This is a genomic window from Ovoidimarina sediminis, assembly GCF_032586175.1.
GTDB classification, from domain to species: Bacteria; Pseudomonadota; Alphaproteobacteria; order Rhodobacterales; family Rhodobacteraceae; genus Ovoidimarina; species Ovoidimarina sediminis.
Genome location: NZ_JAWHTE010000001.1, coordinates 20,013 through 32,776 on the forward strand (window position 1 = coordinate 20,013; position 12,764 = coordinate 32,776).

Below are 12,764 nucleotides of genomic sequence, written 5' to 3' on the forward strand. Positions count from 1 at the left end.
ATCGCCATTCCCTCCCTAAAGCCCGAGGCCGCCAAGGCTCTCGGCCACAACTCCCGACCCCACGAAGATCGCGAGGCACCCGATGCTGACCGCCAGCGAGGTGCGCATCCACCCCGCCCCCCGGTTGATGTAGGCCAGCGGATAGCTCGCCACCGCTGTCAGCAGGGTCATCCCGATCAGCGATCCGAGCCCGAACACCGCGAAGGCCAGAAGCGCCTCCGCCGTGCTGTCCGCGCTTGCCACGATCAGGACCAGCAACCCCGCCGATCCCGCCGCCCCGTGCACCAGCCCGACGCCCAGCGTCGGCAGAAGCGCGCGCGCGCCGTGCGGGTGCGCATGGGCCGATCTTTCGTGCGCGCCCTCGCCCGCATGGGAATGCGCATGGATGTGACGCAAACCGTCATGTTCATGCACATGGATATGGATCCGCGCGCGCCAGAGCGTCCAGAACACCTTCAGCCCGAGTGCGACGATCATCAGCCCGACGGCCAGTTCCAGCGCTGCGCCCAGGCGGTCGGAAATCGAGAGCCCCAGCAGCAGAACCGCCGAACAGATCGCGAAAAGCGCCAATGTGTGCCCCAGCCCCCAGGCCGCCCCGCGTGCAACGATGCTGCGCCGCTGACCGCCCTGCCCAACAAGCGCGCCGACGGCCGCCACGTGGTCGGCATCAAGCGCATGGGCCATGCCGACGGCGAAACCGAGAAGCAGGAAGGGCAAGGCGCTATGGGCATCGAGCGCGCCACCGCCATGGGCCAGCGCCGGCCCGGCGACCGCCAGAAGCGCCAGGGCGGCCAGCCACCTCATGCGCGCAGCGCCGTCAGCATCGCGGGCACATAATCGCCATCGCGCGCCACCACCAGCACCCGGGTGAACGCCCGGATCGAGTTCACCACGCGGTCAAGCGCGGCCTCCGATTTCCCTTCCGCAAGTACCAGCCCCGCGCACATGATGTTCCGCCCGAAGCATTCCCGCGCGATCACTTCCGCCGCGCCGGCGCTTCGCCCTTCGCCCGCGATCAGCACCACGAGGTCCGCGCCGTCGAGTTCCACGCCCAGATCCGCAGCCGCCCCGTCTGGATGCGACAGGGGCAGGTCCGGGGCGGCGGTCTTTGCGGGATCGACATCGCCCGCCGACGAAAGCGCAAGGAAATGGGCGTTGTTCCACGGGTCTTCGGTGATCCGGAACATCGCCTCTGCGGCGGTCGCGTCCAGCGCCACGATCCGCGACGTGCGCGTACGCGAGTTCGGGTAGTTCACCCGATACCGCGCCTCGGCGGCGGTCGCCGCCCGCGCGCAGCTCGACAGCATGGTCGGGTGGTCGATCGGCCCCCGCCCCGCGCGCGTGGCGTTGTCCGCCTCGAACATGTCGTCGGAATCGTGCGGCATCGCCTCAGACCGACGTCTGCTTCACGCCCGGCCGCGCCGTCAGATCTTCCTTCATCGCTTCCTTGAACGCCTCGTCAGGCGGCAGCACGCGCGCCGCAGACCGCACCTTCTGATGCTCGGGCTCCCGGCCCGGCGGCAAAACCCCCTTGTCGCGAAGCGCCTCGCAGGCCTTCCGCAGCCGGTGCCGCGCCATGATGATCCCGTTATCGGTCGAAACGAGGTTTTCCTTCGTCCGGTCGATGATCGGCCCCATGCTTTCCTGCAGGGATGCATCCTGCATCGCGATTCCCCAGACGCCGGAATAGGTTTCCCCGCGCTTCTGGGCCTCGCGGTCCATCAGGTAATCGTTGTCCTTGTTCTGAAGCGGGCGGAACGTCCCGGGGACGTACTTGTTATGCACGCCGTATCCGTCCATCATCGCCTGCCGCTCTTCGGGTGTGAGCGCCCGCACCGGGTGGTAGTCGAACGACCAGGCCCAGCAATTTTCGTCATCGATCGGGATCCAGAAATGCCCGTGCATCGGGTGATCGCCGCGCGGCGGCACCATGGTGAACGACGGCATGATCCAGGGCGTGATCCGCCAGTAGTAATGGCCTTCCTCGGCCATCCGCCGCGCCCCGATATGCAGGCCCCCGTCGCTTTCGACCACCTCGAAGACCGGCTTCTTGTCCTGCTGGTTGTACTGGTTGCCCTTGGCACCCTTGAACAGCGGGTCGGTTTTCAGAGCCCCCGAATGCAGAAACGAGACGTGGCTTGAATCGATCCCGCCTTCCATCGCCTGAAGCCAGTTGCACTCCTGCCAGCGCTTCGACGTGTAGGTCTGCTCTGCCGGGACGGTCGCGAATTCCCAGACCGGCTCGGGCGGCCGGTTCTCCTTGTCGCCCATATGCGTCCACAGAACATCGCCGATCTTGATCAGCGGATAGGCGCGAAGCTTGATCTTCTCGCAAAACCCCGATTCCTCGGGCTCAGACGGCACCTCGATGCACTGTCCGGTATAGTCGTATTTCCAGCCGTGATAGGGGCAGCGCAGGCCGCCCTCCTCGTTCCGCCCGAACCAGAGCGACACGCCCCGATGCGCGCAGAACTCGTCCATCAACCCGTAGCGGCCCTTTGAATCGCGGAACGCGATCAGCCGCTCGCCCAGAAGCTTCACCCGCACCGGCGGGCAATCGTCCTCGGGCAGTTCGCGCGCCAGAAGCGCGGGAATCCAGTATTGCCGGAACATCTCGCCCATCGGCGTACCGGCATCGGTCTGAGTCAGAAGCTCGTTGATTTCCTTCTTGAGCATCGGTCTTCCTCCTCCTCAGGCCGCTTCGCCGGGTTTCGGCGGAAGATCGGCCTTCTCGGCCTCGTAGGCCGGCGCCATTTTCGAGGCGAGCCCGTTCTCGGCCAGCGCGTCTTCGAACATCGAGCGCACTTCGGTAGTCTCGTCGGCGTAATCGATCTGGTCGCCGCCGATCCGGGTGGAGATCCAGGCTTTCGGCACGCCCTGCTCGTTCCGGATCGCGACGCCTTCGTACTTGAACGCAAGGTACCGCGCGGGCGTCGTGCCGGTGTTGAAATGCTGGTGCCACCACATGTTGGGCGGCACAACCATCGCGCCCGGCTTCCAGTCGTAGCGGCGCGGTTCCGCCCCCTCGGGCCACATCAGCGAATAGCCCTCGCCCGACAGGATGATCACATGCGCGCCCGGCCCGTGCCGGTGGCACTTCTTGTAGGTGCCTACAGGGAACTGGCTGATATGGCTGTTGAGCGAAGACTTGGCGAGCTGGAAGCGGATATGCCCGCCGCCCGCACCGCGCTCCCCGGCCTCGATCAGCGGCAGGTTCACCGCGTCGTGGACGAAGTTCGTTTCCAGCAGCAGGCCCTTGTGCTCACCGCTTTCGGTGAAATAGTCAGGCTCGCCCGAGAAGCGCCCCGCGAAATCGTGAGTGGTGCCGAAGATGAATTCCGGATCCTCGAAGACGTTGAAGATCGGCGGCATGTTCGTCACCGCCACGTAGCGCGCGGGCTTGTCGCCCTGCCCGTTGAAATGCTGGTGATGGGCGTTGAGAGGGATGCCGAAGATCGAGCCGGGGCCCCATTCGAAACTCACCCGGTTGCCCTTGTCGTCCCAGACAACGGTCGATCCGCGCCCCGACAGGATCAGCACGGTTTCCTCGAAAAGCTGCCGGTGGGGCGCCAGCTCGCCGCCCGCCGGGATCTCCATCACATAGCAGTCGTTCGTCGTGCGCGATGCATCATGGTTCAGGAACACCGCGCTCCCGCCCCGCCGCGCCCAGGGCTTCAGTTCGATCTCGTGAAGCGAGGGCACGTAATTGCCGTTCAGGATGTCCAGCCCCTCTCCGGCGATGAACCGGGTATAGGGCGTTTCCTTCTCGGTTTTGAATTTTGCGGCAAGCTGATCGGAAACAACGGCTCGGGTGTTCATGGATATCCTCCCAACGGCAGCATTCTCTTGCTGCACCTTTGACGTTGCCGAAAGAATACGTTCCGGCTAGTGTTACGTCAATGGACCGACGGTCCGCATAGGGGAACGCCATTTGCCGGACAACGACGCCGAAAGCCCGAAGCGCCACACCATCGACGACCACATGTTCGGCGATTTCTTTGCCCATGAACACGGGCCCGATGCCGACCACGATCACGACGATATCGATCCGGGGCCGCTCGAGGAGAACCCGATCTGGCTTAGGGATAATGTGGCCCTCACCTCCGTCGGCATCGACATCGGATCGTCGGGCACCCAGGTGATCTTCTCTACCATCCACCTGCAGCGGAAATCCGACAGCCACGCCTCGCGCTACGTGATCGTCGATCGCAAGACGGCGCACGAATCCCCCATCCGCTTCACTCCCTTCGCCAGCGAAACGGCGATCGACGCCGCCGCCTTGGGGCGCATCATCGACGAGGCCTATGATGGCGCGGCGATCAGGCCCTCCGATATAGACACCGGTGTCGTGATCCTGACGGGCGAAGCACTCCGGCGCGAGAATGCCGAGGCGATCGCGGGCATCGTCGCCGACAAGGGCGGCGATTTTCTGACCGCCACCGCGGGCAACCACATGGAGGCGATGCTGGCCGCCTTCGGCTCCGGCGCGGCGAAGCTCAGCCACGAGAAGGGCGCGCGCGTCCTGAATGTCGACATCGGCGGCGGCACCACGAAACTTGCCCTTGCCGACCGGGGCGAGGTGATCTGGACGGCCGCCCTGCACGCCGGCGGCCGCCTCATCGCCGTCGAAGACGGGCGCGTTACCCGGCTTGAACCCACCGGGCGGCACTTCGCCCGCGCGGCGGGCATAGATCTTGCGCCGGGCGGGCCGGCCGGCGCCGATCAGATGCAGGCCATCGCCCGCACCATCGCCGACATCCTCGTCCGCGCGATCACCGAACGGCCGCTGGCCGAAGACGTGGCCCAGCTTTTCCTCACCGACATCCCCGAAGACTTCGCCGAAATCGAAGGCATCGTCTTCTCCGGCGGCGTGGGCGCCTATGTCGGCGGACAGGAAACCCGCGATTTCGGCGATCTGGGCATCCATCTGGGCGCCATCCTGCGCGATCGCGCCGGGGCCGGCGATTTCGGTGCGCCGATCCTGCCCGGCGGCTCCGCGATCCGCGCCACGGCGCTCGGCGCATCGGAATACTCCGTGCAGCTTTCGGGCCAGACCAGCACCGTGACGGCCCCGGGGCGCAGCCTTCCCCGCCGCAACATGCAGGTTCTGAAGCCGGCACTCGATCTCTCGGCCAGCCCCGACGCCCCGGCCATCGCGGCGGCGATCCTCGACCATTACGAGGCCTTCGATCTCGATCCCGTCGCGCAGGAGGCCGTGCTGGCCTTCGAGTTCACCGGCCCGCCTGGCTACGGGCGCATCCGCACCCTCGCCGAAGGCATCGCCTCGGCCCTCACGGACCGGATCGAAACCGGCGCGGGGCTTTACCTCATGATCGACGGCGACATTGCCCAGACCCTCGGCGGCATCCTGCGCGAGGAACTCGGGATCGGGAACGACCTTCTCGTGCTCGACGGGATTTCGCTGCGCGACTTCGATTATATCGACCTGGGCAAGATCCGCCTTCCCTCCTTCACCGTGCCGGTCACTGTGAAATCGCTTCTCTTCTCCGACGATCCGCGCGGCCCCCGCCGACAGGAGAAGATCCAGTTCGTGCCGCAGGCGCATGGCCATCACCACCATCATGACGGCCACCACCATCATCACCATCACGGCGGCCACGATCACCACCATCACCACCACGGCGACGGCGCGGACGGTTGACAGCCCGCGCCGCCACCCTTCAAACCGGAACATGGTTCTTCCTTGCGGAACGAGGAGCGCGATGACAGACACCCAGCAGAAGCCGCCCCGCAAGGAGGTTAACCGCAATCCCCGCCGCAACAGCACGCGGCTGTCATCGGTCACCACCGCAATCCACCTCCTGAAAACCTTCACCGAAGCGGATCAGGAGCTCGGGATCAGCGAACTCGCCAAACGGCTCGATGTCGCGAAAAGCACCGTCCACCGGCTTGCCAGCGCACTCCTCGACGAAGGCCTTCTGCAGCAGAACCCCGAAACCGGCCGCTACGGGCTGGGGGTCGGGCTCTTCTCCCTCGGCTCGCTCGTGCGCGCCCGGCTCGACGTCACGACAGAGTCCAAACTTGTCCTCAATGCGCTCCGTCAGGAGACCGAGGAAAACGTCCGCCTCGCCGTTCTCGAACGCGACCACGCGGTCTTTCTGCACGATTTCGAGGGGCCGCAAACCCTGCGCCTGCGCTCCTCCACCGGCCAGCTGCGCCCCGCCTTCTGCACCGCCGAGGGGCTTTGCCTTCTCTCCGGCCTGCGCGGCCCGCAGCTGACCCATTTCCTAAAGTTCCCGCGCCCCGCGCGCACCGAACAGACCGAAACCGACGAGGAGGCGCTTCTTCAGCGCATCCGCCACGTCAAGCGTCGCGGCTATGCCTTCGAAGACGAGGAATGCGACCCCGGGACCCGCTGTGTCGCCGCACCGATCTTCAACGCCGAGGGCCGCATCGTCGCCGCCGTGGGGGTCGCAGGCCCGCGCGGCCGGATCCGCAAAAGCCAGGTGCCGGGCCTCGCCCAGAAGGTGATCGCCGCCGGCGACGAAATCTCGCAGCGCATGGGCTTCATCCAGCGCCAGCCGATCTACGTCTGAACACAGCCCATGCCCACAATCACGAACACCCGCGACGACACCCGATTTCTCTGCGAGCCCGGCGACACAGTGCTGCGCGCCGCCCTGAGGGCCGGCATCGGAATGCCCTATTCCTGCAACACCGGCTCCTGCGGCAACTGCCGCTTCGATCTGGTGGAAGGCGAGGTCAGCCATCTGCGCGACGACCCGCCGGGCCTGAGCGAGAAGGACCGCGCGAAGAACCGCTGGCTCGGATGCCAGGCGGTGCCGGGCGGCGATTGCCAGGTGAAATTCCGGACGATGGATCAGTACGTGCCCCCGGTCACCCCGGCCCGGCGCGGCGCAGAACTTCAATCGGTCGAGCCTATCACCCGCGACATCAGCGAGTTCGCCTTCCGCGTCGATGGCGCGGGCGCGTTCAGCCCCGGCCAGTACGCGCTGCTCACCGTGCCCGGTGTCGAGGGCGCGCGCGCATACTCGATGTCGAACCTCGCGGGCGACACCTGGCGCTTCATGATCAAGCGCGCCCCCGGCGGCGCCGCCACCGGCTGGCTCTTCGACGCGGCCCCCGGCGCCACGCTCGAGATCGATGGCCCCTTCGGCACCGCCTTCCTCCGCGAGGACAGCGACCGCGATATCGTACTTCTCGCCGGAGGCTCCGGTCTCTCGCCCATGGTGTCCATCGCCCTTGGCGCCGTTGCCGCCGGGCTTCACGACAACCGGAAGATCCACCTGTTCTACGGCTGCCGCGAAACCGCCGATCTCTGCACCCCCGATGTCCTCGGCCCGGCGCAAGGCAAGGTCGGCTTCACCGCCGCCCTCTCCGATCCCGAGGACGGCGCCGACTGGGAGGGCCCCACGGGATTCCTTCACGATGTCGTCCGGGATCAGATGGGCGAGGCACTGAAAGACTGCGACCTCTACTTCGCGGGCCCCGCCGTCATGTCGGCGGCCGTCCAGCAGATGGCCCACGAGGCGGGGATGCCGATGGACCGGCTGTTCTTCGACGAGTTCTACTGATGTCCGATCTGCCCCTGACCCTCGGCTGCTGGGATTACGACCGCGTGCAGCCGCTCATCGACGGGCGCGTCAGCCCCGATGGCATCGACCTGAGGTTCCTCAACATGATCGTCGAGGAAACCTTCTTCCGCATGGCGCGGAACCGTGAGTTCGACGTCTCGGAAATGTCAATGTCCTCCTACGTCGTCTCGCTTTTCAAGCACGATCACCCCTTCGTCGCGATCCCGGTCTTTCCCTCCCGTTTCTTCCGCCATTCCTGCATCTACGTGAATGCCGATGCGGGGATCGAGGAACCGAAGGATCTGATCGGCAAGCGCTTCGGCTGCCCCGAATACCAGATGACGGCCCCGGTCTGGATTCGCGGAATCCTCTCCGATCACTACGGCGTGCCGGTCGACGGCCCCACCTATGTCACCGGCGGAGAGGAAACGCCGAACCGCTCGGAAAAGATCGCGCTCGACCTGCCGCCCAACTTCCGGCTGGAACGGATCGGGCCCGAGGATACACTGGCGCAGATGCTGGCCGAGGGGCGGATCGATGCCTTCCACACCGCGCGCAAACCCTCGACCTATGACGGCCAGCGCGTGAAGCGGCTGTTCCCCGATTACCAGGCCGTCGAAGAGGCCTATTGGCGCGACACCGGGATCTTCCCGATCATGCATGTCATCGCCATCCGCCGCGAGGTGTACGAGGCCAACCGCTGGATCGCCATGAACCTTTTCAAGGCGTTCCGCGAAGCGCAGGCGCTCTGCTACGAAGGGCTTCGGGAAACCGCGGCCCTGAAGGGCATGCTGCCCTGGTTCAACGCCCATGTGGAACAGACGCTCGATCTGATGGGCGCGGATTTCTGGCCCTACGGGGTGGAAAAGAACCGCCATGTCCTCGACGTCTTCCTGCGCTACCACCACGAACAGGGGCTCTCCCCCAGAAAGCTCGACGTCGACGAGATGTTCGCCCCCGAGACCTACGAGGAGTTCGTCATATGACGAAGGTCACCATCCCGGCCCTCCACGCCAAGAAGCGGAACGGCGAAAAGATATTCGGCGTCGTCGCCTGGGATACCCACATGGCGGCCATAGCCGACCGCGTGGGCGTCGATATCGTCTCGGTCGGCGATACGGTGGGCAAGAACCTCTGGGGCCACGATACAATGTTCGAGATCACCATGGACGAAATGGTGATCGTCACCAAAGCCGTGCGGCGCGGGGTGAAACACGCCCTCGTCTCGGCCGATTTCCCCTATGGCCCCTTGCAGGAAGGAGTCGATGCCGCCGTCGCGGCGGGCATCCGGCTGGTGAAGGAGGCAGGGATCGACCTTCTGAAACTCGACGGCGCGGCGGATTACCCCGAAGCCGTCACCGCGCTGACGCGCGCGGGCATCCCCGTCTGGGCGCAGTTCGGGCTGACGCCGCAAACCGCGCTGGCCAGCGGCATCCCCTACGAGAACCAGGCCGGCAAGACCGAGGCCGCGCCAGGCATGGAAGAGCGCCTGATTGCCGAGGCGAAGGAACTCGAGGCCGCCGGCGCCGTCCTTCTCGACTTCACCAATTCCGGCCCCGTGATCGGCCCGAAAGTCGTCGAGGCCGTGACGATCCCCGTCATCGGCGGCTTCGGCGGCGGCCCCTGGCTCGACGGGCGCGTGCGTCTGGCCCAAGCTGCCGTCGGCTACAACGCCGCCGCGCTCGACAAGGAACCCTCGGGCTACGCCAACGTCGCCCGCGTCATTCACGACGCGCTGGCGGAATGCGCCGGTGACGTGCGCGCAGGCCGCCAGATCAAGGGCCAGCCGGGGAGGTAGCCGATGCCCACAGCCGATATCGACGGGATCGAGACGCATTACGAGGTTACGGGCGACGGCCCGCCCCTTCTTATGTACGCGCCCGGAGGCTTCGACGCGCAGATCTCAAAATGGTCGGATCTGGGCGTCTACAAGCGCATCAAACTGCTCGATCACCTGCCGCAACATTTCACCTGCATCCTCTTCGACCGGCGCGAGAACGGCCGCTCCGGCGGGCGCGTCGAACGGATCACCTGGGATCATTACGTGGCGCAGGGTGCGGGGCTCCTCGATCATCTCGGCATCGACCGCGCGCACCTCATGGGCGGGTGCATGGGCTGTTCGCCCGTCGCGGCCTTCGCTGTCCGGCACCCGGCCCGCGTGCTCTCGATGGTGCTCTACTGGCCCGTGGGCGGCGCCAATTACCGCATCTCCTCGCACCAGCGCTTCGCCCGCCACCTAGCCTTCGCCGAGGAGAACGGGCTGCAAGCGGTGGTCGATCTCGTCCGTTCCCACGACAAGAACTTCAGCGCCGATCCCCGGGGCGGGCCATGGGGCCAGCCGATCCGCAATTCGGACGATTTCGCAAAGGCTTATGCCGCGCTCGACCTGCCGCGCTACCTGCTGACCGCGCGCGGCATGATGGAGGGGCTGTTCGACCGCGACACCGCGCCCGGTGCGATGCCCGAAGACCTGATGCAGCTGGATGTCCCGGCCCTGATCGTGCCCGGCGCCGATGGCTTCCACGCCACCTCGGCGGCGCGCTACTTCCAGGAATGCCTCAAGGGCTCGGAGTACTGGGATGTGCCCCCGGACGAACAGACCGAGGAAGCGGCACCGCCCCGCGTCCTCGATTTCCTCACGTCCGTCGGCGCCTAGCCCGCCAGATCCAGCGTCCCGGCGGCGAACAACTCTTCAAGCGCCATCGGCCGGTCGATGATCCCCTGCGCCAACGCGTGCCCCATGAGGCGTTCAAGCGTGGCGCGGTTCGCCTCGACGCCGTAGGGCAAGGGGTCGTCCATAACCTCCAGCGCGGCCAGGTGCACCTTGTCGGCGGCGGTGGGCTCCCCCACCCGCCCCGCCTTAAGCTCATCCACATACGCCCGCTTCGACGCGGCAAAGGCGCCGAAGACCTGCTCGGCCACCTCCGGCGCCTCCGCCAGAACATCGTCGCGGATCACCACGAGATGGTTGATCGGGTAGAGTCCGCTCGCCTTCAGCGCCGCCACCCCCGCCGCGAACGGGTTCTCGATCAGCGCCCGCGTCGTGTCGTCCTCCGTCAGCCCCACGGCCGCCGGGACAACGCCGCTCGCAAGCTGCTCCTCCAGCGTGCCCTCGCCGGCCAGTTCCTCCACATGGGGCGGCAGGCGCCAGCCTTCCACATGCTCGTCATCCGACCGCGCCCATCGCACGTCACCGGGCGCGATGCCATATTCCTCGGTCAGGATCGCCCGGGCCCAGACCCCGGTTGTCACCGTGAAGCCGCGCTTCACCCCCACACGGCGGCCCTTCAGGTCGCCCGCGCCCGCGATGTCCGCGGCCCGGCTCGCCACGATCGCCCCGTGATGAAACCCGCGCACGAGGAAAACCGGAATCGCGGTGATCTTCGCCCCATAGGCCTTCGCGGTGATATAGGTGGTCAGCGCCATCTCGCTGACGTCATAGGCCCCTTCCCGCACCATTCGCCGGAACGCGCGCGGCAGCGGGTTCACCTCCTCGAAGGCAAACTCGAAATCGGCCATGCCGATCCGCCCCTCCTTCACAGCCCGATTGTTGCCCTGCAGGCGCGATACCGCGCTCAGGATCCGCTTGCCCATGATTCCTCCCTCAACAGCAATCGCCCGCGCCCTCGTCGAGAAGCGCCCCTTTCAGCCAGCCGGGCGGCAAATCCCCCGGCCCGATGTCGGTGGCGGGCCGGAACACCCGCAACCGGTGCCGCACATCGCGGCCCTGCCAGAACAGGATCGTGGTCATCCGCTCGGGATATCCCGGCACCCGGCCCGCCTCCTCCGTCACCAGAACGATATCCTCCTCCGACACGGCGTAACGCGCGCGCACCAGCGCCTCGAGGCGTTGAAGCGCCTCTGGATCGGGCGGCGGGTCGAAGCGGCGCAGGAACATCGCGGGCCTTCGGTTCAGCGCGTTCCGCCATGCGGAACTTCGTTCTTGCTTGCAGTCTGGCGCTTTGCTAGCCAAGGGTCAACGGCTATTGAGAGCCGATCCAGGGAGGGTTGAGGGATGGCCGAACAGGTGGTCGCCGCCGTCAGAACCGGGCCGGAGCGGACGGAGTTCCGCGAATTCGACATGCCCGATATTCCCGATGACGGCGCGCTTCTGAAGATCGAGGTCGCGGGCATCTGCGGTACCGACGTGAAGTTCTATTCCAAGCCCCCGATCGACGATCCCGTCATCATGGGGCACGAGAATATCGGCATCATCGCCAAGGCTGGAAAGACCTTCCAGAAGCGCCGGGGCCTGAAGGAAGGCGACCGCGTCTTCGCCGAGCATTACGTGGGCTGCTACAATTGCGAACACTGCCACCGGGGCGATTACCGGCTTTGCCTTGCTACCGACTGGCGCAAGAACCCCGACGGCATCCGCTTCGGCTACACGCCGATGACGCGCGCGCCGCATCTCTGGGGCGGCTTCGCGCAATACATGTATCTGCCCTGGAACTCGGTCCTCCACAAGGTGCCCGACGGGCTTTCGCCCGAACTCGCCGGCGTGGTCACGCCCATGGCCAATGGCATCCAGTGGGCGCTGTTCGATTGCGGTGTCGGATATCAGACGAAGCTTCTGGTGCAGGGGCCGGGCCAGCAGGGTCTTTCCCAGGTCGTCACCGGCAAGCAGGCGGGCGCCGAACTCATCATCGTGACCGGCACCACGAAGGACGCCAAACGCCTCGACGTGGCGAAGAAACTCGGCGCCGATTACACGATCAACGTGGAAGAGGAAGACCCGGTCGAACGCATTGCCGAGATCACCGGGGGCGAGGGCGTCGACGTCGCGCTCGACTGCACGGCGGGCGCTGGCACCGCGCCTCTTCTTCTCGGGCTCGAAGCGCTGAAACGCAAGGGCGGCACCCTTCTCGTGCAGCAGGAAGTGGCGGAATTCCCGAACTTCCCGCTCGCCAAGCTCTGTAACAAGTACGTCACCGTGAAATGCGCCCGCGGGCACAACTACCAGTCCTGCGAACAGGCGCTGCAGCAGCTCAATTCCGATCGTTTCCCGCTCGATCTGATCACCACCCACCGCTTCGGCCTTGAACAGACACATGACGCGATCAAGGCGGTGGGCGGCTCTGGCGACGTGATCCACGTGTCGCTGATGCCATGGCTCTGAGGGCCGCCCAGGCGTTCCGCCCGATGGGCACCATCGGGCATGCCCTCACCGTCCCGCCAGGGCGGGCATATTGCCCACCTCGCGGCGCG

13 protein-coding genes are annotated in these 12,764 nt (G+C 66.2%); 7 read left to right on the forward strand and 6 right to left on the reverse strand.

From position 1 onward, the window contains the following. Positions 1-15: 15 nt before the first annotated feature. The 4 genes from RXV90_RS00115 to RXV90_RS00130 are packed head-to-tail and all read right to left on the reverse strand — an operon-like array spanning position 16 to position 3,819. The gene (locus RXV90_RS00115) at positions 16-804 is read right to left on the reverse strand and encodes a sulfite exporter TauE/SafE family protein (protein WP_316646185.1); all 789 of its coding nucleotides are present in this window, start codon (positions 802-804) and stop codon (positions 16-18) included. Continuing rightward, positions 801-1,385 carry a hypothetical protein gene (locus tag RXV90_RS00120; RefSeq protein ID WP_316646187.1) on the reverse strand — a complete coding sequence of 195 codons (585 nt, stop codon included), beginning with the start codon at positions 1,383-1,385 and terminating at the stop codon, positions 801-803. Before RXV90_RS00120 ends, RXV90_RS00115 begins: the two co-directional genes overlap by 4 nt. A 4-nt stretch (positions 1,386-1,389) precedes the next feature. Next, positions 1,390-2,676: an aromatic ring-hydroxylating dioxygenase subunit alpha gene (locus RXV90_RS00125; RefSeq protein ID WP_316646188.1), complete on the reverse strand. Its 1,287-nt coding sequence runs from the start codon at positions 2,674-2,676 to the stop codon at positions 1,390-1,392. A gap of 15 nt (positions 2,677-2,691) precedes the next feature. Next, positions 2,692-3,819, reverse strand: a complete 1,128-nt coding sequence (locus RXV90_RS00130; protein WP_316646190.1) for a cupin domain-containing protein — start codon at positions 3,817-3,819, stop codon at positions 2,692-2,694. Between the two features lie 112 nt (positions 3,820-3,931). Here RXV90_RS00130 and RXV90_RS00135 point away from each other — a divergent pair, with 112 nt between their 5' ends. Genes RXV90_RS00135 through RXV90_RS00160 form a run of 6 tightly spaced genes read left to right on the forward strand, consistent with a single transcriptional unit; the run spans position 3,932 to position 10,212 of the window. Then, on the forward strand, positions 3,932-5,662 hold the full coding sequence (locus RXV90_RS00135; RefSeq protein WP_316646191.1) for an ethanolamine ammonia-lyase reactivating factor EutA: 1,731 nt from the start codon (positions 3,932-3,934) through the stop codon (positions 5,660-5,662). Next, positions 5,565-6,557: an IclR family transcriptional regulator gene (locus RXV90_RS00140; RefSeq protein WP_316646192.1), complete on the forward strand. Its 993-nt coding sequence runs from the start codon at positions 5,565-5,567 to the stop codon at positions 6,555-6,557. Before RXV90_RS00135 ends, RXV90_RS00140 begins: the two co-directional genes overlap by 98 nt. A 9-nt stretch (positions 6,558-6,566) precedes the next feature. Continuing rightward, entirely contained in the window at positions 6,567-7,556 is a 990-nt protein-coding gene (locus tag RXV90_RS00145; protein ID WP_316646193.1) for a 2Fe-2S iron-sulfur cluster-binding protein, read from the forward strand. After that, the gene (locus tag RXV90_RS00150; RefSeq protein WP_316646194.1) at positions 7,556-8,542 is read left to right on the forward strand and encodes a substrate-binding domain-containing protein; all 987 of its coding nucleotides are present in this window, start codon (positions 7,556-7,558) and stop codon (positions 8,540-8,542) included. Before RXV90_RS00145 ends, RXV90_RS00150 begins: the two co-directional genes overlap by 1 nt. Then, complete coding sequence (locus tag RXV90_RS00155; RefSeq protein WP_316646196.1) at positions 8,539-9,354, forward strand: 3-methyl-2-oxobutanoate hydroxymethyltransferase; 816 nt, start codon at positions 8,539-8,541, stop codon at positions 9,352-9,354. Before RXV90_RS00150 ends, RXV90_RS00155 begins: the two co-directional genes overlap by 4 nt. Before the next feature lie 3 nt (positions 9,355-9,357). Then, positions 9,358-10,212: an alpha/beta fold hydrolase gene (locus RXV90_RS00160; RefSeq protein ID WP_316646197.1), complete on the forward strand. Its 855-nt coding sequence runs from the start codon at positions 9,358-9,360 to the stop codon at positions 10,210-10,212. Here the strand turns inward: RXV90_RS00160 and RXV90_RS00165 are convergent. Together RXV90_RS00165 and RXV90_RS00170 are read right to left on the reverse strand one after the other, a co-directional pair. Further along, a complete protein-coding gene (locus RXV90_RS00165) occupies positions 10,209-11,150 on the reverse strand; it encodes a type 2 periplasmic-binding domain-containing protein (protein WP_316646198.1) in 942 nt (313 codons plus the stop codon). The genes RXV90_RS00160 and RXV90_RS00165 overlap by 4 nt on opposite strands. Positions 11,151-11,160: 10 nt before the next feature. After that, the gene (locus tag RXV90_RS00170) at positions 11,161-11,454 is read right to left on the reverse strand and encodes a hypothetical protein (protein ID WP_316646200.1); all 294 of its coding nucleotides are present in this window, start codon (positions 11,452-11,454) and stop codon (positions 11,161-11,163) included. Between the two features lie 117 nt (positions 11,455-11,571). On the opposite strand from RXV90_RS00170, the gene RXV90_RS00175 reads away from it, so the two are divergent. Continuing rightward, positions 11,572-12,675, forward strand: a complete 1,104-nt coding sequence (locus tag RXV90_RS00175; RefSeq protein ID WP_316646201.1) for a zinc-dependent alcohol dehydrogenase — start codon at positions 11,572-11,574, stop codon at positions 12,673-12,675. Positions 12,676-12,764 lie beyond the last annotated feature (89 nt).

Excerpts from the sequence above, each read along its gene's own strand:
- RXV90_RS00115 (WP_316646185.1), bottom strand. The coding sequence starts at position 804 with ATGAGGTGGCTGGCCGCCCTGGCGCTTCTGGCGGTCGCCGGGCCGGCG.
- RXV90_RS00120 (WP_316646187.1), bottom strand. The coding sequence starts at position 1,385 with ATGCCGCACGATTCCGACGACATGTTCGAGGCGGACAACGCCACGCGC.
- RXV90_RS00125 (WP_316646188.1), bottom strand. The coding sequence starts at position 2,676 with ATGCTCAAGAAGGAAATCAACGAGCTTCTGACTCAGACCGATGCCGGT.
- RXV90_RS00130 (WP_316646190.1), bottom strand. The coding sequence starts at position 3,819 with ATGAACACCCGAGCCGTTGTTTCCGATCAGCTTGCCGCAAAATTCAAA.
- RXV90_RS00140 (WP_316646192.1), top strand. The coding sequence starts at position 5,565 with ATGGCCATCACCACCATCATGACGGCCACCACCATCATCACCATCACG.
- RXV90_RS00145 (WP_316646193.1), top strand. The coding sequence starts at position 6,567 with ATGCCCACAATCACGAACACCCGCGACGACACCCGATTTCTCTGCGAG.
- RXV90_RS00150 (WP_316646194.1), top strand. The coding sequence starts at position 7,556 with ATGTCCGATCTGCCCCTGACCCTCGGCTGCTGGGATTACGACCGCGTG.
- RXV90_RS00155 (WP_316646196.1), top strand. The coding sequence starts at position 8,539 with ATGACGAAGGTCACCATCCCGGCCCTCCACGCCAAGAAGCGGAACGGC.
- RXV90_RS00160 (WP_316646197.1), top strand. The coding sequence starts at position 9,358 with ATGCCCACAGCCGATATCGACGGGATCGAGACGCATTACGAGGTTACG.
- RXV90_RS00165 (WP_316646198.1), bottom strand. The coding sequence starts at position 11,150 with ATGGGCAAGCGGATCCTGAGCGCGGTATCGCGCCTGCAGGGCAACAAT.
- RXV90_RS00170 (WP_316646200.1), bottom strand. The coding sequence starts at position 11,454 with ATGTTCCTGCGCCGCTTCGACCCGCCGCCCGATCCAGAGGCGCTTCAA.
- RXV90_RS00175 (WP_316646201.1), top strand. The coding sequence starts at position 11,572 with ATGGCCGAACAGGTGGTCGCCGCCGTCAGAACCGGGCCGGAGCGGACG.